Origin of the sequence: Streptomyces sp. NPDC005648, from assembly GCF_040605395.1 — a bacterium.
In the GTDB taxonomy this organism is placed as follows: domain Bacteria; phylum Actinomycetota; class Actinomycetes; order Streptomycetales; family Streptomycetaceae; genus Streptomyces.
In genome coordinates this window covers 1-23,062 of record NZ_JBEXCS010000111.1, presented here as the reverse complement: position 1 = coordinate 23,062, position 23,062 = coordinate 1, and the positions used below count along the sequence as shown (strand labels likewise).

At 72.3% G+C, this 23,062-nt stretch carries 16 protein-coding genes and 1 pseudogene; 6 read left to right on the top strand and 11 right to left on the bottom strand.

What is annotated here, in order from left to right; translation table 11 throughout:
* The first annotated feature begins 126 nt into the window (after positions 1 to 126).
* From ABZT17_RS39390 to ABZT17_RS39380, 3 genes are all read left to right on the top strand, one after another.
* Positions 127 to 1,758 (top strand): hypothetical protein, encoded by a 1,632-nt coding sequence (locus ABZT17_RS39390; RefSeq protein ID WP_356356574.1) that lies wholly within the window; start codon positions 127 to 129, stop codon positions 1,756 to 1,758.
* 100 nt (positions 1,759 to 1,858) lie between these two features.
* Entirely contained in the window at positions 1,859 to 2,350 is a 492-nt protein-coding gene (locus tag ABZT17_RS39385; RefSeq protein WP_356356572.1) for a universal stress protein, read from the top strand.
* Positions 2,351 to 2,455: 105 nt separating this feature from the next.
* Complete coding sequence (locus ABZT17_RS39380; protein ID WP_356356570.1) at positions 2,456 to 4,594, top strand: PQQ-binding-like beta-propeller repeat protein; 2,139 nt, start codon at positions 2,456 to 2,458, stop codon at positions 4,592 to 4,594.
* A 19-nt stretch (positions 4,595 to 4,613) separates the two neighbouring features.
* Here ABZT17_RS39380 and ABZT17_RS39375 read toward each other — a convergent pair whose 3' ends face one another.
* The 4 genes from ABZT17_RS39375 to ABZT17_RS39360 all read right to left on the bottom strand — a co-directional run bounded on the left by ABZT17_RS39375 (position 4,614) and on the right by ABZT17_RS39360 (position 7,814).
* Entirely contained in the window at positions 4,614 to 5,690 is a 1,077-nt protein-coding gene (locus tag ABZT17_RS39375; protein ID WP_356356568.1) for a P1 family peptidase, read from the bottom strand.
* 121 nt (positions 5,691 to 5,811) lie between these two features.
* Positions 5,812 to 6,651: a SigB/SigF/SigG family RNA polymerase sigma factor gene (locus ABZT17_RS39370; protein WP_356356566.1), complete on the bottom strand. Its 840-nt coding sequence runs from the start codon at positions 6,649 to 6,651 to the stop codon at positions 5,812 to 5,814.
* A 123-nt stretch (positions 6,652 to 6,774) separates the two neighbouring features.
* The gene (locus ABZT17_RS39365; protein WP_356356564.1) at positions 6,775 to 7,299 is read right to left on the bottom strand and encodes a flavin reductase family protein; all 525 of its coding nucleotides are present in this window, start codon (positions 7,297 to 7,299) and stop codon (positions 6,775 to 6,777) included.
* Positions 7,300 to 7,379: 80 nt separating this feature from the next.
* The gene (locus tag ABZT17_RS39360) at positions 7,380 to 7,814 is read right to left on the bottom strand and encodes an ATP-binding protein (protein WP_356356562.1); all 435 of its coding nucleotides are present in this window, start codon (positions 7,812 to 7,814) and stop codon (positions 7,380 to 7,382) included.
* Positions 7,815 to 8,020: 206 nt separating this feature from the next.
* On the opposite strand from ABZT17_RS39360, the gene ABZT17_RS39355 reads away from it, so the two are divergent.
* From ABZT17_RS39355 to ABZT17_RS39345, 3 genes and pseudogenes are all read left to right on the top strand, one after another.
* Positions 8,021 to 8,386 carry an STAS domain-containing protein gene (locus tag ABZT17_RS39355; protein WP_356356560.1) on the top strand — a complete coding sequence of 122 codons (366 nt, stop codon included), beginning with the start codon at positions 8,021 to 8,023 and terminating at the stop codon, positions 8,384 to 8,386.
* Positions 8,387 to 8,634: 248 nt separating this feature from the next.
* A pseudogene (locus ABZT17_RS39350) lies at positions 8,635 to 11,823 on the top strand (response regulator); the annotation flags it as partial.
* A gap of 208 nt (positions 11,824 to 12,031) precedes the next feature.
* Positions 12,032 to 14,410 carry a SpoIIE family protein phosphatase gene (locus tag ABZT17_RS39345; protein ID WP_356356594.1) on the top strand — a complete coding sequence of 793 codons (2,379 nt, stop codon included), beginning with the start codon at positions 12,032 to 12,034 and terminating at the stop codon, positions 14,408 to 14,410.
* 35 nt (positions 14,411 to 14,445) lie between these two features.
* Here ABZT17_RS39345 and ABZT17_RS39340 read toward each other — a convergent pair whose 3' ends face one another.
* From ABZT17_RS39340 to ABZT17_RS39310, 7 genes are all read right to left on the bottom strand, one after another.
* The gene (locus ABZT17_RS39340) at positions 14,446 to 15,273 is read right to left on the bottom strand and encodes a lysozyme (RefSeq protein WP_356356558.1); all 828 of its coding nucleotides are present in this window, start codon (positions 15,271 to 15,273) and stop codon (positions 14,446 to 14,448) included.
* Between the two features lie 78 nt (positions 15,274 to 15,351).
* Positions 15,352 to 17,502, bottom strand: coding sequence for a glycoside hydrolase family 95-like protein (locus tag ABZT17_RS39335; RefSeq protein WP_356356592.1), 2,151 nt, complete (start codon positions 17,500 to 17,502; stop codon positions 15,352 to 15,354).
* A gap of 341 nt (positions 17,503 to 17,843) precedes the next feature.
* Positions 17,844 to 18,731 (bottom strand): PfkB family carbohydrate kinase, encoded by an 888-nt coding sequence (locus ABZT17_RS39330; protein ID WP_356356556.1) that lies wholly within the window; start codon positions 18,729 to 18,731, stop codon positions 17,844 to 17,846.
* Between the two features lie 81 nt (positions 18,732 to 18,812).
* The gene (locus ABZT17_RS39325; RefSeq protein WP_356356553.1) at positions 18,813 to 19,748 is read right to left on the bottom strand and encodes a peptidoglycan-binding domain-containing protein; all 936 of its coding nucleotides are present in this window, start codon (positions 19,746 to 19,748) and stop codon (positions 18,813 to 18,815) included.
* 147 nt (positions 19,749 to 19,895) lie between these two features.
* Positions 19,896 to 20,483: a phosphatase PAP2 family protein gene (locus tag ABZT17_RS39320; protein WP_356356551.1), complete on the bottom strand. Its 588-nt coding sequence runs from the start codon at positions 20,481 to 20,483 to the stop codon at positions 19,896 to 19,898.
* Positions 20,461 to 21,804 carry a diacylglycerol kinase family protein gene (locus ABZT17_RS39315; RefSeq protein ID WP_356356549.1) on the bottom strand — a complete coding sequence of 448 codons (1,344 nt, stop codon included), beginning with the start codon at positions 21,802 to 21,804 and terminating at the stop codon, positions 20,461 to 20,463. Before ABZT17_RS39315 ends, ABZT17_RS39320 begins: the two co-directional genes overlap by 23 nt.
* A gap of 187 nt (positions 21,805 to 21,991) precedes the next feature.
* Entirely contained in the window at positions 21,992 to 22,915 is a 924-nt protein-coding gene (locus tag ABZT17_RS39310) for a carbamate kinase (protein ID WP_356356547.1), read from the bottom strand.
* Positions 22,916 to 23,062: the final 147 nt, after the last annotated feature.

Here is a 23,062-nt window from a genome sequence, read left to right as displayed (position 1 = left end):
TGGGGCATCCGGCCCGCCGACCGTGTCCGGCACTAGGAACATACGGCCGAACCGGCGCTCCGCCGCGATTTATTGCGTGCTTCCACGGCTCGTTACGTATCGGTGGAAAACATCTACAATCCCCGTATGGCAGAGGGCGCTGAAGGGCGCACACGGGGGCGGCCGCCGGCTTCTCCGTCCCGGGCGGGCGACTCCCTCACGCTCACCCCGCGATTACGGTGCGCATGGCTCCTGCGGGTGTGCAGGCTGCACGGTCAGCGGCGGTGGCGCAACCAGACGGCGTTCGCCCAGGCCCTCAGCACGCTGCGATTACAGGGCGTTCACCCGGCCACCGTGTCCCGCTGGGAGCGCGGGCTCAGCGCCGTGCCGTACGACGCCGTGCGCGGCTACGAACTGCTGCTGGAACGTCCGAACGGCTCTTTGACATCGGTCTTCGACACCGTCCTGCGGTACTACGCGCCGGTCTCCCGCACGGCCCTTCCCCTGTCCCGGCTCCATCCCGACGAGCGCACGGCCTGGCAGCGCACCGAGGAACTCCTGCGTGGCGCGGCGGGCGGGGAGACCCTCGACGGCGACGCGTGGGACGAGCTGACGGCGCTCACCTTCTCCGCCCCGCGCTTCTCCTACGGTACGAGCGATCTGTGGCAGTCGGCGGCCCAGCGCCTGCTCGGCGAGGTGCTGATCACGGACGGCGTGAACTGGATGCAGCGCTTCGAGGCGTTCAACCGCATGCTGGCCCACCCGGTGCTGGGCGCCGAAGCCGTGGAGGTCCTGCGGGCCGTGGTCGCCGACCGCAGCGTCCAGAGCCTGATCGGCACGGTCTGCATGTACGACGGAAGCGACCGCGCCGCTGCGGGACTTCAGGTGATGCGTCATCTGCGTTCCCCCGCGGACGACCGTGTGTTCAAGGGCGCGCTGATGGCCTGCGTACGAAAGATCCACTACGGGCATTTCAACGGTGCCCAGCTCACCGCCCTGTCGGCGACCCTCGCCGGCGTGCTCGCCGATCCCGGAGCCGGTCCGGACGCCGAGACACGGGAACTCGTCGTGTCCGTGCTGCGGCAGATCCCGGCGCCACGGCGACACCGGCACGCCGTGCACGTACTCGCCGAAGAGCAGCAGGACAAGGCCCTGCCCACGCTCCGGCCGGGCTCCCGCGGCACCGCCCGGCTCCTGTCCCGGCGTCTCGCCCAGGAGGCGTGCGCGCGCATGGACACCCCGCCGGACGGCTACCACGACCTCATCCTCCCCGCGCTGATCGAGGAGGCCCTCTTCCATCCCGTCTTCGACGTCCGCCTGTACGCCGCCACCCTGATCCACGCCAGTCCCTACCGCGCTCCGGTGGCGGCCACACTGCTCAAGGAGCTTTCGGCGACCTGGCTGCGCGGTGACGAGCTGTGGGTGACCACGCTGCTGCAGGCGCTCCGCAAGCTGGGCGGGCCCACCGAGCGGTCGGCGGTGGAGGCCCTGGTCGTCGATCCCCGTGCCTCGACGACCATCACCGACGTGGCCGCCCACGCCCTGGGGCACATCGGCGGCACGAGTCCCGCCGCCTTCTGGGCCCGGGCTCTGGGACGCCATCGCACCGCCTGGCGCCAGGGCAGCCGCCCCGGTCACGCCTCGGTCCTCGACCGGCTGGTCTACGCGATCGGCAGGGCGGGCGAGTCGGGGATCCTGCACACCGTACGGAAGGACACCGCCATGCCGGCGGCCGTACGGGTGTCCGCTCGCTGGTGGCTGCGGACACCGCGGCCGTGACCGTCGTTCGGCGGGGCTTCGGGCCCGTGTCGTGGCAGTGTGGGAGTGCACCGCATGTCAGGCAACGTGACCGGGGAGCCCGCGGGCCGGAGGGAAGCACATGGCCGTCCTCGTTTGGATCGTCGAAGGCACCTGGGCCTCCTGTGTGGACGCCGCCCGTGCCCATGTCGGCGAGGACACGGACGTCGTCCTGCTGCATGTGAGCGGGCACGAGGTCCCGGAGATCGCGCACGGCGCCTTCGCCGGCCTGCTCGGGCGCGGTCATCCCGAGCGCGATCCCGGGATCCGGGTGGAGCGGATGGCCGCCGAGTCGGCGGACCGGCTCCTGCGGGCCGCCGCCGACCGGCTCGGCCGGCCGTGCGGCCGCGTCGAGCGCGCCGGACGCGTCGAGCGGGAGGTCGTACGGGCCGCCGAGGACGCGGAGCTGCTCATCCTGGCCCGGGACGGGGACCGCGGCCGGGTCGGGCCGAAGAGCCTGGGTCCGGCGAGCCGTTTCGTCGTCGACCACGCGCCCTGTCCGGTCCTGCTGGTCTGGCCCGAGGCCGCCCCCGCCGTCACCGACCTTCCGCCGCCTCCCCCGCACGAGCCGTAGACGTGAGACGAGCGGTCGCCCCACCGACGGGTGCCGCTAGAGTGAACGGTCCATGCCACAAGCATGTTCATGACCGTCCAGGCCGGATCCGGTGAAGGAGCTTCGGTGACCCTGCGCGAGGACGATCCGCGGTCTGTCGGCGGATACCGGATCGAAGCGCGCATCGGGACCGGCGGGATGGGCGTCGTCTACCTCGGCAGATCGGTGTCGGGACGGGCCGTCGCCGTCAAGGTGGTGCACGCGCGATACGCGGGCAACGCCGAGTTCCGGGCCAGGTTCCGGCAGGAGGTCGCGGCGGCGCGGCGGGTCAGCGGAGCGTTCACGGCGCCGGTCGTGGACGCCGATCCCGAGGCGGAGCGGCCCTGGATGGCGACCGCCTTCGTGCCGGGCCGCACGCTCACCGACCAGGTCACCGAGTCGGGACCGCTGGACTGGCCGACGCTGCGCCGGCTCGGCACCGAACTCGCCGAGGCGCTGCGGGAGATCCACCGCGCGGGGGTCGTGCACCGGGATCTCAAGCCCGGCAACGTGCTTCTGCTGGAGGGCGGCGGGGAGGACGGCGCGGTGCGCGTCATCGACTTCGGCATCTCGCGTGCGGCCAGCAGCGACGTCCGCACCCAGACCGGTGTGGTGATGGGTTCGCCGCCGTTCATGGCGCCGGAGCAGTTCAGCCGTCCGCGCGAGGTGGGTCCGGCCGTCGACGTGTTCTCCATGGGCGCGGTGCTGGTGTACGCGGCCACGGGACACAGTCCGTTCGAGGCGGAGAACGCCTACCTGGCCGCGTACAACACCGTCCACAGCGATCCCGACCTGCGTGAACTGCCCGCGCCGCTGCGCCCGTTGGTGACGGTCTGTCTGGCCAAGGACCCGGCGGACAGACCGACGTCGAGCGAGGTGCTGGTGGCGCTGGCGGCACTGCCGGAGGTGCCGGACGACGAGGAGCCCGCCGGCCATTCGGACACGGGCACGGCGAGCCAGGTGTCCGAGACGGCGCGGGTGCCGCCCCCGACCGCCGTGAGCGCGCCGCCGAAGGGGCCTCGCAGGCGTTGGCTGTGGGGTGCCGCCGCTCTCCTCGCCGTCTCGGGAGTGGTCGTCACCACCCTGGTGGTCCGTTCCCCGGAGAAGCCGGGCGCCCCTCGCGACCCGGCGGCGGGCGCGGTGGCGCGTTCGACGCCTGCGGGGTGGAGGCCGTGGCACAACGCGCTGAAGACGGGCAAGAGCGACGTCAGACCGGCGTGCACGCCGGACGCGCTCGGCGTCTTCTGTTCCTCCGAGCAGGTGGCGCTGATGCGGCTCAGCCCCGCGACGGGCCGGGTGGACTGGTCGAGGCCGATGAGCCGGAAGCAGGTCAACCTCTTCTCGCTGAACAGACCCGTGGTGAGCGACGGCGTCGTGTACGTCGGCAGCGCCGACCGCTCCGAGGGCATGGACGCCTTCGACGGCAGGACCGGGAAGCGGCTGTGGCATCTGAACGGCCCGCTGGACACCTTCTCGGCCGTCGGCGGCGTACTGATCGTGCGCCGGGACGAGATCGGGTCCAGCGACAACGGGCACTACACGGCGTACGAGCCGCGCACGGGCGAGGAGTTGTGGCGGCGGACGGTGAACGGCACCCCGGCCCTCCCGTTCTACGCGGGGCCCGCCGGGGTGATCTACGCCGACCTGCGCGCCGGCTCCGGCCGGATCGCCCGCGTCGACGCCCGGACGGGCCGGACGCTGGGGACGGTGAAGGCGCCCAAGGGAGATCTGTGGCTGGCCACGGTGCACGACGGCACGGCGTACTACGCGCGCTGGGAGAACAACACCGGGGTGTCCTCCGTCTTCTTCATCCAGGACCTCGGCAGCGGGAAGACCCGCCGGATCGACTTCCCCTGGAGCGTCGAGCCGGAGGCGCCGCCCCTGGTGCGCGGCGACACCATGTACCTCTTCGACTACGGCAACGAGACCCTGCTCGCGCTCGACCTCAAGCAGGGCAAACCGCTGTGGACCAGCTCACGGGACCTGCGCGTCTTCAGCGAACCGGCCCTCCACGACGGCCGGTTGTACGTCAACCTGCCCAACACCGCCATCCTCGCCCTCGACCCGCGCACCGGCAGGGAGATCGGCCGCACCTCCCCGTCCTTCGACACCGAGGGCGAGTCCTTCGAGCAGCTGTCCCCGAGTGCCGTGCCGCCGCTGCGGGTGGGCGGGGCGCTGTACGGGGTGAGCGGGCCGGGCGTCTTCTCGGTGGCCGACGTCACCTGAGCGGCGGGCCCGGCGCCGGTCACCGGAGCAGGGCGAGCAGCGGGGCCGCGGGGAGCGGGTGGCGGGTGTCGCCGTACGGGCCCGTGGTCGTGGTGGCGGTCAGCAGCGAGTTGAGGACCGCTTCCTCCACGGCGTCCAGGACGGCGATGAACAGCGGGTCCAGTTCGTGGTCGGGTACGGCGGCGGGAGCGCCCGGCGGACGGGTGCCGAAGGCCAGCGCGTAGTCGCCGCTGCCGTGGCCGTACGCCGCGCCGACCCGGCCCAGGGCGTAGACGGCGCGGCGGGCGAGACGGGTCAACTGGCGGGCGTCCAGGGGGGCGTCGGTGGCGGCCACGATCATGCAGGAGCCGTTGTCCGGGGTGGGTTCGGGAACGGTTCGGGGGCCGGGCTCGGAGGCGGGCAGGCCGACGTCGGCGGGGGTGAGGGTGCGGCCCAGCAGCCGTAGCGTGCCGCCGAAGTTCGCCTGGACCAGCACTCCGAGGGTCACGTCCCGGCCCGCGAGGCGCAGCCGCCGTGAGGAGGTGCCGATGCCGGACTTGAAGCCGAGGGCGGCCGTGCCGGTTCCCGCGCCGACGCAGCCCTCGGCGACCGGCCCGCCCGACGCGGTGTCGAGCGCGGCGCGGACGTGTTCCTCGCGCACCGGACGGGAGCGGATGTCGGACAGCAGACCGTCGTTGCACTCCCCCACCACCGGGTTGAGGCTGCGCGCGTCCGCGCCTTCGGGCCGTTCCAGCATCCAGCCGACCAGGGCGTCCGCGGCACGGAACGCGGAGAGCGTCGAGGTGAGCAGGACCGGGGTCTCCAGGACGCCGAGTTCGGCGATCTGTGTGGTGCCGATCAGTTTGCCGTAGCCGTTGCCCGCGAACACCCCGGCCGGGAGCGGGGCGGCGGGCCCCACGCCGTCGGGGACGATCGCGGTGACACCGCTGTGCACCCTCGGCGGACGGGTCAGCGTGGTGTGCCCGACCCGGATGCCGGGGACGTCCGTGAGGGCGTTGTGCGCTCCGGTGGGCAGGTCCCCGATCACCAGGCCGAGTTCACGCGCTCTGCGGGGAGCCGGGGGCGGCGGGGAGGGATCCGGTACGGGGTCGGGCATGAACGGCACGATAGCGCCGCAGCCGACAGGTACGGGTCAGCCCCGCCCCGGGACCGCTCGGGCACATCGGCCCTCCCGGCCCCGGGGCCCCTCTCGCACCGGCCCTGCCCGCCCCCAGGCCCTAGCCGGTGGGCAGCAGGCCTTCCCGCAGCCGGGCCAGCAGACGGCTCAGCAGACGGGAGACATGCATCTGCGAGACCCCCAGCCGCTCCCCGATCTCGGCCTGGGTGCGCTCCTCCACGAAGCGCATGTGGAGGATGAGCCGGTCCCGCTCGTCGAGTTGGGCGACCAGCGGCGCCAACGCGTGGAAGTCCTCCACCAGTTCCAGGGTGGCGTCCTCACGGCCGATGAAGTCCGCCAGCACGCCCTCGCCCTCCTCACCGGTGGAGATGGCGGCGTCGAGCGAGGCGGAGGTGTAGCCGTTGGACGCCAGCCGCGCCTCGATGACCTCCTCCTCCGAGAGGGACATCAGCTGCGACAGCTCCGCGACCGTGGGCGTGCGGCCCAGACGGCTGCTCAGTTCCTCGGTCGCCTGCGCCAGTTGGGCGCGGGCCTCCTGAAGGCGGCGCGGGACGTGGACGGCCCAGGAGGTGTCGCGGAAGAAGCGCTTGATCTCACCGACGATGTACGGGATCGAGAAGGACGTGAACTCCACCTCGCGCGCCACCTCGAACCGGTCGATCGCCTTGATCAGGCCGATCACACCGACCTGGACGATGTCCTCCATCTCCTGCGGTCCCCGGCTGCGGAACCGCGCGGCGGCATAGCGCACCAGGGAGAGATTCATCTCTATCAGTGTGTTGCGCGCGTACTGATGCTCTTCGGTGCCCTCCTCCAGCACGGCCAGCCGAGCCAGGAAGAGCCGGGTCAACTCCCGCGCGTCCTTCGGAGTGACACGGGAAGGATCAGTGCCCTCCGGCAGTCGCACCGCGCCGGCCTCGGTCTTCAACGCCGCCGTCATGATGAAGCCTCTCCCTCGTTCTCGACACGGCTGATCGGCCGCTCGCGCTGCCGGATACCCCGGATTCCGCATCCCACCGCCTCTGTGCCCGTCCAATTCCACAACTGGCCGAAGTCGGACCCGTCAGCGTTCGTTTTCAGCCATCGTGTCGCGCTCGTGCGGCCGTCCCGCCGGATGTCCGGGGTCGATGTCGAGCGCGTCTCGCAGCCGCAGCAGGGGACCTTCGTGCCGCCCGTCCCACTGCACCGGTGCGAGCACGAACCCGACGTGGTCACCCCCCGCGTCCAGGCGTCCCTCGACCCTGCCGACGAACCAGGCCGCCGCGTCCGGCAGGACGACCGCCCCGCCGAATCCCGGTGTCCACCGCACCCGGGCGAACTTGTCGACGCCGGCACCGCACTCACCGCCGAAGAGGACGGCGAGATCGTGCTGCTCACGGGTGAGCAGATGGACACCCAGGCAGCCGGCGGCACGCGCCGCCTCGTAGGTGTGATTCGCCTTGGAGAGCCACACCGTGAAACGCACCGGGTCCATGGAGGACTGCGAGTGGAACCCCACCAGACAGCCCTCCCGCCGCTCGCCGACGGCAGCGGTGACCACACACATCTCGGGATCGAGCCGGTCGGTGAACGCATCGAAATCGGGCATGTGCCGTCGCTCCCGTCCCACGCCGCCGCCCGCGCGCCGGCTGTCACCCGAGTGCCCCTCCCGCCCCCCGGCTCACCCCGTCAGCCGTCGAGGCCCAGCAGTGGGTGATCGAAGAGGGCGAGCCGGGCGGTGATGCGCTTGCCGACGGGCTCTCGCCGCGCCTCGAAGCCCTGGACCACCGCCATCACGATCTCCAGACCGTGCTGGCCCACCCGCCCCGCGTCGGCGGCGCGGGCCATGGGCAGGGTCGGATCGCTGTCCCACACCGAGATCTCCACCGATCCGCCGGTGACCCGCAGCTGCAGCAGCACGGGTCCCGGCGCGTATTTCAGCGCGTTGGTCACCAGTTCGCTGACCACCAGCTGGGTCAGGTCCATGGTGCGTGCCGTCACCGGCAGACCGTGCTCGGACTGGATCCGTGCGAGGAACTCCGACGCCCTGGTCCGCGCGTCGGCGATACAGCCGACCGCCCCGTCCAGGGCCACGGTCACCTCGGCGGGCGCGTCATCCGGCATGTGGGAACACTCCTCCAACAGGACAGGCTCCCTGCCGACCATGTGCAATACCCCGTTCATGAGCGCGCGACTTCCCCGAAATTCCCGTACTACACCTGCGCCACTCGTAGATGTGTGGGCCATGTGCACGCATCGCGTGCGGTATCCCGGGGCAACGTTTGCACGCGGGGACATGGCCGGTGCCGTCGAGTGCGCAGGGGATATCAGTGGCGGACAACGAGGAAGCAGCAGGTCACGGTCGGCTGTCCGTGGTCCGGACCGAGACCGAGGGAGTCGTCGTGCTCAGCCTCCGCGGTGAGGTCGACCACCAGAGCGCCGGCGCTCTCACCCGGGCCGCGCCCGCGGCCGACACCATCACGGGCCCCCGGGTGGTCGTCGATCTGAGCCGGGTGACGTTCATGGACTCCAGCGGGATCAACGCCCTCATCGCCCTGCATCAGGGCGCGCGGGCCGCTCGGGGATGGCTGAGGCTCGCGGGCGTGCGCGGGTCCGTGCTGCGGACGGTGCAGCTCGTGGGCCTGGACACCATCGTCACCTGCCACCCGACCGTGCAGGACGCTCTGGCCGGCTGACGGCCGCCACGGGGGCCGCCGAAACCCGGCCGAGTACCCCGAGCGCGTCCCGTCATGCCGCTTTCCCGGCACATGTGTCGCACGGCCGGGAAGCTCGTGCAAGGCTTTGGTTGCCGCCCGACAACTGAGTTAACCTTCACCGGATTTCCTCATCGTACGGATCCGTGAACAGCGGGAACACCGGGCGGTGGGCAGGGCTGTTCACGGCCCGGCGCGGTTCCGAGCCCTCACCGTGAGGGCTCCTGGGGAGCGGGACGAGGGTGCGCATGACGGGCAGGACGACCGAGGCCGTGGAACGCGGGCCGGGCGAGCAGGAGCTCCGGCAGTTGCTGGCCGGCCTGACCGCTGTCCGGGACGGCGACTTCGGCACCCGGCTGCCCTCCGACGGCGAGGGCCTGCTCGGTGACATCGCCACGGTCTTCAACGGCATGGTGGACCAGTTGTCCCTCTTCACCTCCGAAGTCACGCGGGTGGCACGCGAGGTGGGCACCGAGGGCACCCTCGGCGGCCAGGCGGAGGTGCCGGGGGTCTCCGGGACCTGGGCGGACCTGACCGACTCGGTCAACGCCATGGCCGGCAACCTGACCACTCAGGTGCGTGACATCGCCCAGGTGGCGACCGCGGTGGCCAAGGGCGACCTGTCGCAGAAGATCGACGTGCCCGCGCGCGGCGAGATCCTGCAGCTGAAGGAGACCGTCAACACGATGGTCGACCAGCTGTCGTCGTTCGCCGCCGAGGTCACCCGCGTCGCCCGCGAGGTCGGCAGCGAGGGCCGGCTGGGCGGCCAGGCCGAGGTCGAGGGCGTCGAGGGCACCTGGAAGCGGCTGACGGAGAACGTCAACGAGCTGGCCGGAAACCTCACCCGTCAGGTGCGCGCGATCGGCGAGGTCGCCAGCGCGGTCGCCGAGGGCGACCTCACCCGTTCCATCACCGTGGAGGCGTCCGGGGAGGTCGCCGAGCTCAAGGACAACATCAACTCCATGGTGGAGTCCCTGCGCGAGACCACCCGGGCCAACCAGGAGCAGGACTGGCTCAAGACCAACCTCGCCCGTATCTCCGGCCTGATGCAGGGCCACCGGGACCTGCCGGTCGTCGCCGAGCTGATCATGGACGAGCTCGCACCGCTCGTCACCGCCCAGTACGGTGCCTTCTACCTGGCCGAGGACACCGAGCGCGGTCACGAGCTGCGGCTGGTGGGCTCGTACGGCTCTCCCGACGACGCCGACCGGCCCGTCCGCATCCCGGTGGGACGCTCGCTGGTCGGCCAGGCCGCCCGCAACCGGCGGGCCATCACCGTGGAGGAGCTGCCGCCGGGCTATGTGACCATCTCCTCGGGCCTCGGACAGGCCGTGCCCAGCGCCCTGGTGGTGCTGCCGATCGTGGTCGAGGACCAGGTCCTCGGCGTCATCGAGCTGGCCTCCGTCACCCGCTTCACGCAGATCCACCAGGACTTCCTGGCCCAGCTGATGCCGACCATCGGCGTCAACCTCAACACCATCGTGGCCAACGCCCGCACCGACGAGCTGCTGGACGAGTCGCAGCGGCTGACCGCCGAACTCCAGGCGAGGTCAGAGGAGTTGCAGATCCAGCAGGACGAACTGCAGCGCTCCAACGCCGAACTGGAGGAGAAGGCCTCCCTGCTGGCCTCCCAGAACCGCGACATCGAGGCCAAGAACCTGGAGATCGAACAGGCGCGGCAGGAGCTGGAGACCCGCGCACAGGAACTGGATCTGGCCTCCAGGTACAAGTCGGAGTTCCTGGCGAACATGAGCCACGAGCTGCGCACCCCGCTCAACAGCCTGCTGATCCTGGCCCAGTTGCTCGCCCAGAACCCCTCCCGCAACCTCACCCCGAAGCAGGTCGAGTACGCGGGCATCATCCACTCGGCGGGCTCGGACCTGCTCCAGCTGATCAACGACATCCTCGACCTGTCGAAGGTGGAGGCCGGCAAGATGGACGTCGCGCCCGAACGCGTCCAGCTGCGCAGGCTGCTGGAGTACGTGGAGGCGACGTTCCGGCCGATGACGACGCAGAAGAGCCTGGAGTTCGCGGTGGCCACCGCGCCCGGCACGCCCGCCGACCTGCTCACCGACGACTCCCGGCTGCGCCAGATCCTGCGCAACCTGCTGTCGAACGCGGTGAAGTTCACCGAGCAGGGCGGCGTGGAGCTGCGCATCGAACCCGCGGCGGACCGGGAGGTGCCCTCCGGGGTCCAGTGCGGCGGCCCGGTCGTGGCCTTCCGGGTGAAGGACACCGGGATCGGCATTCCCCAGCAGCAGCTGGAGACGATCTTCGGGGCGTTCCAGCAGGCGGACGGCACCACCAGCCGCAAGTACGGCGGCACCGGTCTGGGCCTGTCGATCACCAGGGAGATGGCCCATCTGCTGGGCGGTGCCGTCACCGTCGACAGCACGCCCGGCCAGGGCAGCACCTTCACCCTCTATCTGCCCGTCGCACGCGCCGACTTCGCGGAGGTCCTCGGCGGCGGACGCACCCATGAGCAGCCGCACGACACGCCCGATCCGCAGACACGACCGGCCGCCCACGCGCCGGAGCTCACCTCCTCCGCGCCGTCGGAGCGGCGCAGGCGCCGTCTGCTCGTGGTCGAGGAGCGGCCACGCGGTCTGCTCACGCTCGTCGCCGAGCGCGCCGTCACGGACCTCGCGCCCGTCCCGGAGGACCCGCACGGGACGATCGACATCATCACGGCCGTGGGGGCCGAGGAGGCGGCCGCCACACTCGCGGCCGACCCCTGCCACTGTGTGGTGCTGGAACTCGGCATGCCGGACGACGAGGGCGTACGCCTGCTGGAGGCCATGGAGGGCGACTCTGCGCTGGCCGGCGTGCCCGTGCTCGTGCACACCGGTCACCGGATGGATCCGGTGCAGGAACAGCTGCTGCGGTCCCGCGCGGGTGACAGTCCGCTGGACTTCCTGGCCAGTCTGGACGAGCTGCGCGAGCGCATCACGCTGCATCTGTCCGCCGAGGAGCCGGGCGACGTACTGACGCTGGTGCGCGCGGACGAGCCCACACGGCCCGCCGCCCAGGTCGTGGACGACTCCTTCCTGGGCCGTACGGTCCTGGTGGTCGACGACGACGCCCGCAACCTCTTCGCGCTCAGCGGGGTACTCGAACTGCACGGCTTCCAGGTCCTGCACGCGGACAACGGCCGCAAGGGCATCGAGATGCTGCTCGCCCACCCGGAGGTCTCCCTGGTGCTGATGGACGTGATGATGCCGGAGATGGACGGGTACACCGCCACCGCGGAGATCCGCTCCATGCCCCGGTTCGCGGATCTGCCGATCATCGCGGTCACCGCGAAGGCCATGCCGGGCGACCAGGAGAAGAGCCTGGCGTCGGGGGCCGACGACTACGTCACCAAGCCCGTCGACGCGGGCGACCTCATCGAGCGCGTACGGCACCGGCTGACCGGGTGACCCGAAGGATCCGAGTGATCAACCGACACGCCGCTTCGCGTGCCCGCCGACCGCGTGCCGTCCCTGGACGTCCGAGCCGAGGAACCGTCTTAACGTGAGCCGACTTCACCAGCCGCCCGATCCGGACGTCCCGGCGACCGGCGGCCCCGCTCTGCCCGGGGCGGGGTCCCCCCGAGTGCCGGCGGCCCGCACGGGCGCGACCCCGAGCGTGGCCGGCGGCGACGGTGAGGACACCGTCGTCCAGGTCTCCCCCGTCGGGAGACTGGCCGCGACCGTGGACCGGCTGCGCCGCGAGGTGCGCGCGGCGCAGGCCGAGGCCGACGGGCGGGCCCTGGTCGAGCTGGCCAAGGGCATCCTCGTCGAGCGGCTGGGGTGCGGGCCGGCGCAGGCCGCACGCCAGCTCGCCGAGCTGACCGAGCAGGCGGGCGTCACGCCCCTGGAGTTCGCCGTCGAGGTCATCAACCAGGCCTCCCGCGACCGGCTGTCGGAGGTCACGACTGCCTTCCTCGCGGCCACGGCCGGCCGAGGCGGGACACCCGGCGCACCGGAGCAGGGTTCCTCCGCCGTGGAACTGCGGTCGGCGGAGAGCGCCGCGCTCGCCGCCCATGACGCGCAGGCCGCAGCCGACTCCCTGCTGGAGCACGCGCTCACCCCGCTCGGCGCGGTGGCCGTGGGCATCTGGGCACTGGGGGCCGACGGCTCCCTCACCCTCGCCGGCAGCGCGGGCTTCTCCCCCGCGGAGGTGGACCGCTGGCGGCATGTTCCGCCGGGAGTGGCGACCGTGGCCCGCCGCGGCCTCACCGAGCGCACGGGGCAGTGGATCGGCCGGCTGAGCGACACCGGTCTGCCCTCCGTCGGCCGGCACCAGCATCCCGACGGCGGCCGGGCCGCCGTGCCGGCGGGGGCCGGGGGCCGTATCCACGGGGTCCTGGAGATCGTCTGGCCGACGCCGCTGGAACCCCAGCCCCCGCGGATCGTCCGCCAGATCGAGGCACTGGCCGAACTGTGCGCACACACCCTGGAGACCTACGCCCTGCGGGGCCCGCACGACGACCCGGGACCCCGTGTACTGCCGGATGCCGTCGAGCTGATGGACCTGGCCGACGGACTGCACGACCCCGCGCTGGTCCTCGTCCCGGAGGTGGACGCCGGCGGGAACCTCGTCGACTTCCGCATCCACCATGTCAACGCCCGCTTCCTCGACCCGGCCGGCCGGCCCCGGGGAGCCGTCAGCGGCGCCCTCCTCCTCGAGGCGTACCCGATGGCCGCCGGTGAGAGCGGACTTTTCGAACAGGTCGAACGCGTCTACGCGACGGGCGAGCCCTTCCGCACCCAGCGCATGCGGCTCACCGCCCTGGTGGACGAGGTACCGCTGGCCGCGGTCGCCGACATCAGCATCAGCCGGCACGGCGGAAGCGTCCTGCTGCTGTGGCGCACGGAGGACGAGACGGCGCGGCTGGCGAACCTGCTCCAGCACGCCCAACGGCTGGGCCGCATCGGCGGTTTCGAGGAGAACCTGCTGACCGGGGAGATCACCTGGAACGGCCAGCTCCACCACCTCTACGGCCAGTCGGCCGCCGAGGGGCCGGTCCCGCTGGAGCAACTGCCCGCGCACGCCCACCCCGACGACGCGGTCGCCATCGGGCGGTTCCTGCGCACCGTCCTGCACCACCACCGTCCTGCGGCCACCGCCTTCCGGCTTCAGCGGCCCGACGGCGTCACCCGGCACATCCGCGTTGCCGCCGAGCCGGTCCTCGACTCCGACGGCCGGCTGTATGTGGTCCGCGGCGCCTACCAGGACATCTCCGCCCACCACTGGACGGAGGTCGCCCTTGCCGTCACCCGCGACCAGCTCGCCCACAGTGAGCAGCAGGCCAGCGAACGCCACCGGCTGGCCCTTCAGCTGCAGCACGCCATCATGCCGCCCGCGCAGGCCCCCCTGGAGGCCCCCGGGCTACGGGTCGCCGTGCGCTACCGGCCCGCCGAGACCGAGCAGTTGGTCGGCGGCGACTGGTACGACGCCGTGGTGCTCCCCTCCCGGCTGGTGCTGCTGTGCGTGGGGGACGTGGCCGGACACGGCATCGAGGCGGCGACCAGCATGGTCGTCCTGCGCAACGCGCTGCGCGGTCTCGCCGTCACCGGTGCCGGGCCGGGACAGCTGCTGTCCTGGCTCAACATGGTGGCCCACCATCTGACCGGGTCCGTCACGGCCACGGCGGTCTGCGGTCTGTACGACCCGGACCGCCGCAGCCTGCGCTGGGCCAGAGCGGGCCATCTGCCGCCCGTCCTGGTGCGCGGCAGCGAGGCGACTCCCCTGCCGCTGGTCACCGGACTGCTGCTCGGCGCCGTGCCGGAGGCCGCCTACGAGGAGCACGAGGTGCAACTCGCCGTCGACGACACCCTGCTGTTGTACACGGACGGTCTGATCGAGCGCCGTGACCGCTCGGTGGAGGAGTCGCTGACCCATCTGCTGACGACCGCGCGCACTCTCCAGCCCACCCTGGAGCAGCAGTTGGACCGCCTGCTCACGCACAGCAGGTCCGACACGGACGACGACACATGCGTCATCGGCGTCCGGGTCGCCTAGCCGGAGACGGCGCCCCCCGAGCGCGAGCCCGCGCGTCAGTCGGTGACGAACTGCTTCAGCTTGTCGGCCGACCCGTTGAACCGGTCATGGTCGCCGACCGTCTGCCCGGACGAGGTGTACTGCCACATGGTGTACGACGACCAGCCCGCCGGGAGCGTCCCGGCCGAGGAGGCGTAGCGGGCGACCCACAGCGGGGTGGAGCCGAAGTCGGTGCTGTCGTCCGTGCAGCTCGACCACCAGGACGCGGAGGTGTAGATGACGGCGTCACGGCCGGTGCGGGCCTTGTAGCGGTTCAGGAAGTCACGGATCCAGCTGACCATGCCGCCGGCGCTCTTGTCGTAGCAGGAGTCGCCGTAGGGGTTCCACTCGATGTCGAGCGCGCCGGGCAGGGTCCGGCCGTCCGCGGACCAGCCGCCCCCGTGGTCGACGAAGTAGTCGGCCTGGGCGGTGCCGCTGCTGGTGTCGGGCGTGGCGAAGTGGTAGGCCCCGTGGACCATCCCGATGTCGTACGCGCCGCCGTACTGTCCCTCGAAGTACGGGTTGCGGTAGCTCGTGCCCTCCGTGGCCTTCGTGTAGGCCCACCGGGTGCCGCTGCTCCACAGGGCGGACCAGTCGACGTCCTTCTGGTAGCTGGCGACGTCGACGCCCTCGGTCTGCGCGGCCCGGGTCGTGGGGGGCAGGGCGTCGGGGCTGCCGTCGGTCGCCTCGTGGGCCATGACGCCGATGCCCATGTAGGCGCTGCCGCGCTCGGGTATCGACTCGGCGGCGGCGGGTGTCGCGGAGAGGGCCGGCAGGAGGGCGAGGAGGCCCGTGAGGGCGGCTGTCAGCGGCAGGCGGCGACAGCGGGATATGGATCTTGACATGCCACCCATCTGACCCCGGGCCCCGCCGCACCGCACCTCAAGTACCGCCCAATGAATGGGCCCGTACGCCCGAACCGGTCATGCCGGGCCGGCGGGCAGCCCCCAGCGGGGCGCGTCGCCGTGGGGGCGTACGGGGACGACGGACAGGTCCGGATGGTCGCCCCGGGCGGTGATGAGGGCGGACTCTCCCTTGCGCAGGCGGATCTCGGCCGCGCCGTCCCCGGCGGCGGTGTGGTGCAGGGGGCGGCCCCGTCCGTCGCGGACGTCGACCGGGCCCGCGATCCCGTGGCGTACGACGCAGGGCGCGCCCGCCTCGCTGAGCAGCCGTACCCAGCGGGTGGTGCCTCCTTCGCGGCGTGCGCTCAGCAGGAAGGCGCCCTGGGTGCGGAAGTCATGGACGGCGAGGTCGGCCCAGGCGGCCGGGAGGGCCGGGAACACCCTGATGATCCCGCCCCAGGACTGGCACACCATGTCCTGCAGTGACCGGACCGCCGACAGGGGCGTCTCGATGACCGGCCCGGACTCCTGGTACATGGTGTTGGGCTGGATGAAGCGGGTCATGAGCTCACCGAGGTAGGAAAGGGCGTCCTCGCCCTTGCCGAGCAGGGCGGAGATCGACGCGGCTCCCGTGAAGGTGTAGCCCTGCAGGGCGCCCTCGAAGCCGACCCAGTAGGCCAGGGACCTCTCGATGAGGGCGCGTTCGTCGGGCGTGCGGCCGGTGACCTCGTGGAGCGGGTGGACCGCGAGCAGGTGCGAGAAGTGGCGGTGCGACTTCGCGAAGGGGATGTCCGCGCCGATCATGAAGCCGTTCGCGTCCGTGGGATACGGGACCCGCTTCGCCAGGACCTCACGCCAGCGGGGTGTCAACGGGTCGTCGACGCCGAGGAGTTCGGCCGACTCGACGAGGGTGCGGCAGCCCCAGGTCAGAAGCATCAGGTCGTAGTTGCAGTCGCGGGAGTCGCCGCCGTACTCCGGGGAGAAGGTGGCGGGCAGGTGGAGTCTGCCGTCCGGGCCCGGTTCCAGGAAGTGCAGGTAGTAGTTGACGGCCTTGCGCAGGAGAGGGAAGAGGACGTCGGCGAGGATCGACCGGTCCATGGTGTGGCGGTAGCTGAGCCAGACGTTGTGCAGCGCCCAGGTGAGATCGCCGACTTCGGGGGTGGGCGGGTCCTGTCCGGGGACGCCGACGCCGTACCCCATGAGCGGGCTCGCCGCGCCGTTGACCAGATGGGGATCGGTGGTGCGGGGGATGCCGAGCGAGTCGGTGCGGTACGGCTGCGCGACCTCGGCCGCGAGATTGTCCCGGAACTCGCTCAACGCCCTGGTGATCGCGTCGAGTTCGAGGTGGTTGGAGCCGTGGATGAGCCAGTACTCCAGCTGGGCGTTGAGGTTCCACCAGGTGTTGGGCCACGGCGTGGGCTCGAGCCAGGGACCGCTGGTCGCCATCACCGGTGCGTCACGGCGGGCGGCGGAGGCGGCCTTGTAGAGCTGGATCCAGTAGAAGCGCTGGATACGCGCGTCGGGCAGGGACAGGAAACTCTTGCGGTAGTAGGCGTGCCACCAGGCGCGGTGGGTCGACGCGAGGGCGGAGCAGGGCAGTCGGGCGGTGGAGCGGATCGCCTTCAGGGCTCGGGGCAGGGCCGTGGTCTGCGGATACGAGTGGGCGACATGGACGTACAGCGTTCGCGCGCGGCCTCGGGCGCGTTCCTGCCACGCGGTGACGTGCTGGCCGCCCGACAGCAGCGGCTGTACGGCGGCGCTCACCCCCTGGTGGTCGGCGACCTGGGCCGGCGGATTGCCCTGATAGCCGTCGGGCAGCGGCTTGAAGGCGGCTCGCGGGCTGATCGCGTCCGCCGGGTGGAACACCCAGCGGAAGTCGCGTTCGCCGTCGCTCGGGGTCACCTCCACCGCGAGGACCGAGCGGTCGTTGTGGACCAGGGCCCGGAGGGCGAGCGTGCCCTTTTCGGTGGTGAGTGTGCCGGTCAACTCGGCGTCGTGCAGCGACAGTCGCCAGTCGAGGGCGGTGATCGCGCCGACCGGCTCCAGGGTGAAGTGCCCGACGGGCAGCCGGGCCAGGCCGAAGAGGGAGCCGAACTCGGGCCGGTGGTCCTGCACTTCGGAGTGCTGGATGGTGAAGCGCACGGCCGTCGAGGTCGCTCCGGGCTCGGCGTAGATGCCGGAGCCGAGGAAGCCGTTGCCGAGGAAGGGCCCCTCGTACCAGGCCGTCGGCATCCGCTGCCAGACCAGGTCGGCGTCGTCGAGGACGGTGCGCCAGGGATCGGAGGCGGGGGTGGTGGGCCGGCCTACGGCGGGGGTGGTCCGCTCGGCCGCCGTCGCCTGTCCGGCCAGACCCGTCGTCACCAGTGCGCCGCCCAGAGCGGATCCGGTGGCGAGGACGGCACGTCTGGACGGGTCGGGCGGCGAAGGGCTGGGCGCGGAGGGACTGGCCACGTTACCTCCAGGCGACTCGGTGATTCATCGGAGCTATCCCGCGTTGCAACATAGGCATGAGCCGCATGGGCGTCAATGGAGCGGAAGAGATCCGAGGTATCGAAGGGAGTCCCCTCTGCCGGTCACTCCGGCAGCATCCAGGCCCGGGTACCGAAGGAGGCGCACGCCCGCGAAGCCACCTCGACCGCCCGGCTCAGGCCTTCGACGAAGCCCCGCCTCGTCAACCGCCCCTGCACGGCGAGGCGATGGGTGATGGCCCCGTGCAGGACGTCACCCGCGCCCAGCGTGTCCACCACCCGGACCGGCGGGACCTCCACCGCGCCGTCCCCGTCGGGGCCCGCCCACACGACGGGTTCCCCTCCCCTGCTCACCGCGGCCCAGGTCACCCCGTGTCCGCGCAGGAACCGCAAGGTGTCGGCCGGTGTGCTCGTCCCGGGCGGACAAAAGTCGGCGGAACAGACGGCCACGTCGATCGACGGCAGGAGCTTCTCCGTGCCGTCCTTCCAACTGCCGCCGTCCAGCACGGTCGTTCGGCCGATCGAGCGCGCGGCGCGGGCGGCGGCCAGAGCCAGTTCGCTGTGGTGACCGTCGAACTCGACGACATCGGCGGCGGCCACCAGCGCGTCGAGGTCGGCGGGAGGAGACAGCTCGCGGCCCGTCGCGTTGGTGGAGGCGACCGCGCGGTCTCCGGTGGAGGCGGTGACCAGGATGGACGACACCGCCGGCGGTCGCGGAGAGTCCGCCGTCAGATCGCGGACCGTCACACCCAGCCGGTCCAGGTCGGCCGTGACCGCCCGCCCCAGTGGATGGGCGCCGATCGCCGTGAGGAGCCTCGCCACGCCGCCCAGGTGGGCGAAGGTCACGGCCGCGTTCGCCGCCGGGCCACCGGCGGAGACGGTCTGTTCGCGGGCGGCCAGTTTCTCGTTGGGGCCGGGCATCCGGTCGACGAGTTGAATGACGTCCAGCGTGCACAGGCCGACGAACAGCCCTGCGGGGCGCGCTCCGGTCACCGGCACCTCCTCCCGCCCGCGGCCTGCGGCCCAGTGTAGAGATCGCGGGACGGGAAACCGGTCACCGTGGCCGGCGAAGGCTCAGGGCTTCCTGGTCTCCGACTCGAGGGCCGCCCGGGTCGCGGCGCCGTAGACGCCCGACTCGTCCTGGAGGATGACGCGGGTGAGCTGGTAGCCGCGGACGGCGCTCTCGACGTCGCTGTCGTAGTTTCCGTCGGCTGCACCGTCGTAGAAACCGACCTGCTTCAGCCGCAGTTGGAGTTCCACGACCTCGGGGCCCTTGTCGCCGTAGCGCAGGACGGGGGGTTGGCCGTTCGACGTGGTGGGGGCGGGGGCGCCGGTGGTCGTCGCGGTGGGTGTGGTGCCGCTCGGCGTGCTGCTGGGGGTCGGCCGGCCGGCGGTCGTGGTCTCGCTCGGCGAGGGGGTCGAGGTCGCGGACGGCGAAGCCGAGGACGCCGTGGCGGACGGATCCGACGACGACGGGGCGTCGGCCGAGGCGGTCCCTTCCGGCAGACCGGGCCGTGCGCCGCCGGAGACGGAATCGTCCCTGGACGGGCTCTCGTACCAGAAGACGCCGCCGATCACCGCGCCCGTCAGCAGGACGGCGGCGACCGCTCCGGCGCGGGTGACCAGGAGGGCACGGGACCTGCGCCGGCGTTCGGGCGCGGTGGCGGACGGGGGCTCGGGAGGAGCCTCGCCGACGAGCGGGAAGGTGTCGGTCGATCCATCCGCGGCGCCGGGCTGTTGCGGCCCCTCGCCATCGGCCGGAAGCGCATCGTCGCCCGTCGCCGCGTCGCCGCCCGTCGCCGCATCGCCCTCCGCCGCCGCGGAGTCGGCGTCGATCTCCACGAACGGCCGTATGCGCACCGGGTCGAAGTCCTCCGCGGCCGCGGCCTCCGCCGTACGTGTCTCGCGATGGGCTTCGGAGGCGCGGCGGGCGCAGGAGCAGGTCGGGGTGCCGTCCACCGCCCTGGGTTTGCCGCACTCCGGGCAGCTGGGGCCTGCCGACTCGCTCACACGTTCTCCCTCTCCGTACAAGCCCCAGATCTTAGACAGGTTTTCCACACAGGATCTTCAAGATCCGTTGAAAACCGAATCAGAAGCGTTCGGAGGGTCGAAAAGCAGCCACGCCCGCAAGTGGGCCGGAGTGTAAGCGAGTTGGGGCTACCGGGTCGGCAGGCCCTCCCAGTGAGCGACGGCGAGGACCGCGGCCGCGGCGCCGGTGCCCAGTACGGCGCCGGCGACGACGTCGCCCGGGTAGTGGACCCCGGTGTGGATGCGGGAGTAGCCCACGGCGCAGGCCAGCAGGCCGAGCGGGACCGTGGCGACCGGGAGGGCGGGGCCCACCGCCGCGGCGAAGGCGACCGCCGACGCCGTGTGGCCGGAGGGGAACGAGGCGGACGCCGGCATGGGCACGTGCCGTCCGGGGAAGGGCGAGTCCTCGGCGCGGTGCGGGCGGGGCCGCCGTACGAGACGTTTGCCGAGGAGGTTGGCCGTCGTCGAGGCGACGCCGATCGCGGCGACGCCCAGGGCGGCGGCGCGGCGCGAGCGGCCGGGCCACAGGGCCAGGGCTCCGGCGACCGCGAAGGAGATCTTGGAGTGGTCGGCCGCCGCGGACAAGCGGCGCAGGGCGGAGTCCAGCGCGGGTGTGCTGGTGATCGTCACGGCCTCGTAGAGCGCCTGGTCGAGAGCGGCGAGATCGCGCAACAGGCCTCGCGGGACGCGCTGTTCACGCGGCGGTCGGTCGGTCATCGGTGTGCTCCTGGTTGTGCTTGCGCGGGTGGGGGGTGCGGTCGAACGCGAGGCGGACCACGCGCCGCCAGTCGACGGAGGGGGCGATGTAGGGGGCGCCGGGGCGGTGGCGGGGCACCCTTACACGCAGTGCGCCCGGTCTTGTCGTGCAGACGACCGGTGGGGGCAGGGTGAGCGCTTCGCCGTCCACGGCCACCGGGATGAGCTCCTCGTCGGACTCGATCACCAGCTGATGGGTCGTCAAGGTGGTGATGCTGCTGGCCCGTTCGCCGAACAGGGCCAGTTCGGCGGCGCGTACGGCGCCTTCCACGCGGACCGCGATCACGCCGAGGGTGCCCGTGTCAAGCCGGGGTCTGCGACCGCCGCCGACCGGATCGGCGCGCGCGTACGGGTTGTTGCTGACCAGCACCGCCTGCGGGGTGTCGAGCCGCTGGTCGTCGGTGCGGGCGGTCAGCGCGGCGGCCGCGTCGCCCGTCAGCAGGTCGGGCAGCTGGTCGAGGGCCGTGGTGGTCTTGGCGTCCCGGTAGTCGGGGTTCTGCACTATCTGCGCGTACGCGCCGAACGAGGCCGTGTTGACGAACGGGCGCCCGGCCACGTCCCCCAGGTCGACGCGGAGTTCCACACCGTCGGTGAGGGCGTCAAGGCTGCGCGCCGGGTCGTCGCGGTCCAGGCCGAGGTCCATGGCGAAGTGGTTGCGGGTCCCCGCGGTCACCACCATGAACGGCAGGCCGTGCTCGGCGGCCACCCCCGCGACCAGCGCCTGGGTGCCGTCGCCGCCCGCCACACCGAGCAGGTCCGCCCCATCGGCCACGGCCCGGCGGGCGAGCGCCACCGGGTCGGGACGGGTGTCGAGGTCGAGGAGGATCACTCGGGCGCCCAGCGCCTCGGCCTTCTCCACCAGCCCGAACCGGCCGACCTTTCCGCCCCCGGAGCGGGGGTTCATGATCAGTACGGCACGGCGGGGCGGCCGGACCGAGCGGGACCGCATGCCGTGCGGTGTGCGCAGTCCGCGCAGCGCGCTTCTGGCGCAGCCCACCGCGACCGTCCAGGCCGCGACGGCCGCCGCCGCCACGATCCACAGGCCCGAGACCGCGTACAGCACGATCACCCCCACGGGCGCGGCGATCGCCAGCAGCGCCCCGCACAGTCGCGCGAACCCCCGGTGCGCCAGGGCCCACCAGAGGCCGGCACCCGCGAGGGCGAGGCCGACCAGGCCCAGCAGAAGGATCAGCCAGTGGGCCACGCCGACCGCCACCACGGCCGTGACGGCCGCGGCCACGCACAGCAGGGCGAGACGGGCCAGGGCACGCGGCGACCGCACGCCTCCGCCCCACCGGTCCCGCTCCGTCTCACTCGTCGTTCGGGTCGCGTTCAATGTCGATTCCGCCCACCGGTGATTGACCGAGTCTCTCGAGCCTGCGCCGCAGAGTGGATCAAGACTACAGGGCAGGCGGATTTGTGGGACCGGCGTGGGCGGAGAGCGGCGCGAAGAGACACGGAGGCCGGTCTCAGCCGCCGGTGAGATCCGGGCGGACCAGCGTTCCCGATCTGCCGTGGACGATCTCGTACGCCGCGTCCAGGGCCCCGATGGCCGCCAGCGCACCGGTGTGCGCGACGAACCGGGCGGCGGCCTCGGCCTTCGGCCCCATGGAGCCGTCCGGGAGCCCGACGCGGCGCAGTTCCGCGGGGGTGGCGTCGAGAACGGGCCGCTGGTCTGGGCTTCCGTAACCCTCGTAGACGTAGGGCACGTCGGTCAGGACGAGCAGGAAGTCGGCCTTGAGGTCCTCGGCGAGCAGGGCCGCGGTGAGGTCCTTGTCGATCACGGCCTCCACTCCGGTCAGCGCGCCCGTGTCACGGTCGGCCGTCACGGGGACGCCTCCGCCGCCGGCGCAGATGACCAGGGCACCGGCGCCGAGCAGGTCGTGGATGGTGTCGGTCTCCAGGATCCGCTCCGGAGCCGGTGAGGGGACGACTCGGCGCCAGCCCTCGCCGTCCCGCGCCATGGACCAGCGGCGGTGCCGTGCGAGAGCTCGGGCGACGTCCTCGCCGTAGACCTGGCCGACGAACTTCGTAGGCCGGTCGAGGGCCGGATCGTCGGCGCGTACGAGGGTGTGGGTGATCAGGGCGGCGATACGGCGACCGGGCAGGGCGTCGTGCAGGGTGCGGGCCAGCAGGGAGCCGATCATGCCCTGGGTCTGGGCTCCGAGCAGAGGCAGCGGGTAGGGGGCGCTCAGCGCGGGGTCGGTCGCGCTCTCCATGGCGAGCAGGCCGATCTGGGGGCCGTTGCCGTGGGTGATGACCAGTTCGTGGTCATGGGCCAGCGCCGCGAGCGCGGTGGCGACCCGGTCGACGTCGGCCTGCTGGACGGCGGCGTCGGGGCGTTCACCGCGGCGCAGCAGGGCGTTGCCCCCGAGGGCGACGACGATGCGCATGGTTCGTTCCTCCTGGATGGCGGCGACTGCGGTCTACCAGCGCGGCGCGATGACCCTGCAGGCCCTGCGCGAACGCATCGGCACGGAGTTCGAGGCCGCCCGCTGGATGGTCTACCGCGCCGCCTGGCTCGCCGACCAGGGCCGCCC

Bases quoted from the DNA above. Each gene is read 5' to 3' on its own strand.
- ABZT17_RS39335 (WP_356356592.1), bottom strand. From the start codon at position 17,502: ATGCCGACGGCCTGGTACGAGGGGCCCTTCCTCGGCAACGGCTTCCTC.
- ABZT17_RS39365 (WP_356356564.1), bottom strand. From the start codon at position 7,299: ATGCCCGATTTCGATGCGTTCACCGACCGGCTCGATCCCGAGATGTGT.
- ABZT17_RS39320 (WP_356356551.1), bottom strand. From the start codon at position 20,483: ATGACCGACCGACCGCCGCGTGAACAGCGCGTCCCGCGAGGCCTGTTG.
- ABZT17_RS39360 (WP_356356562.1), bottom strand. From the start codon at position 7,814: ATGCCGGATGACGCGCCCGCCGAGGTGACCGTGGCCCTGGACGGGGCG.
- ABZT17_RS39375 (WP_356356568.1), bottom strand. From the start codon at position 5,690: ATGCCCGACCCCGTACCGGATCCCTCCCCGCCGCCCCCGGCTCCCCGC.
- ABZT17_RS39385 (WP_356356572.1), top strand. From the start codon at position 1,859: ATGGCCGTCCTCGTTTGGATCGTCGAAGGCACCTGGGCCTCCTGTGTG.
- ABZT17_RS39390 (WP_356356574.1), top strand. From the start codon at position 127: ATGGCAGAGGGCGCTGAAGGGCGCACACGGGGGCGGCCGCCGGCTTCT.
- ABZT17_RS39310 (WP_356356547.1), bottom strand. From the start codon at position 22,915: ATGCGCATCGTCGTCGCCCTCGGGGGCAACGCCCTGCTGCGCCGCGGT.
- ABZT17_RS39370 (WP_356356566.1), bottom strand. From the start codon at position 6,651: ATGACGGCGGCGTTGAAGACCGAGGCCGGCGCGGTGCGACTGCCGGAG.
- ABZT17_RS39340 (WP_356356558.1), bottom strand. From the start codon at position 15,273: ATGTCAAGATCCATATCCCGCTGTCGCCGCCTGCCGCTGACAGCCGCC.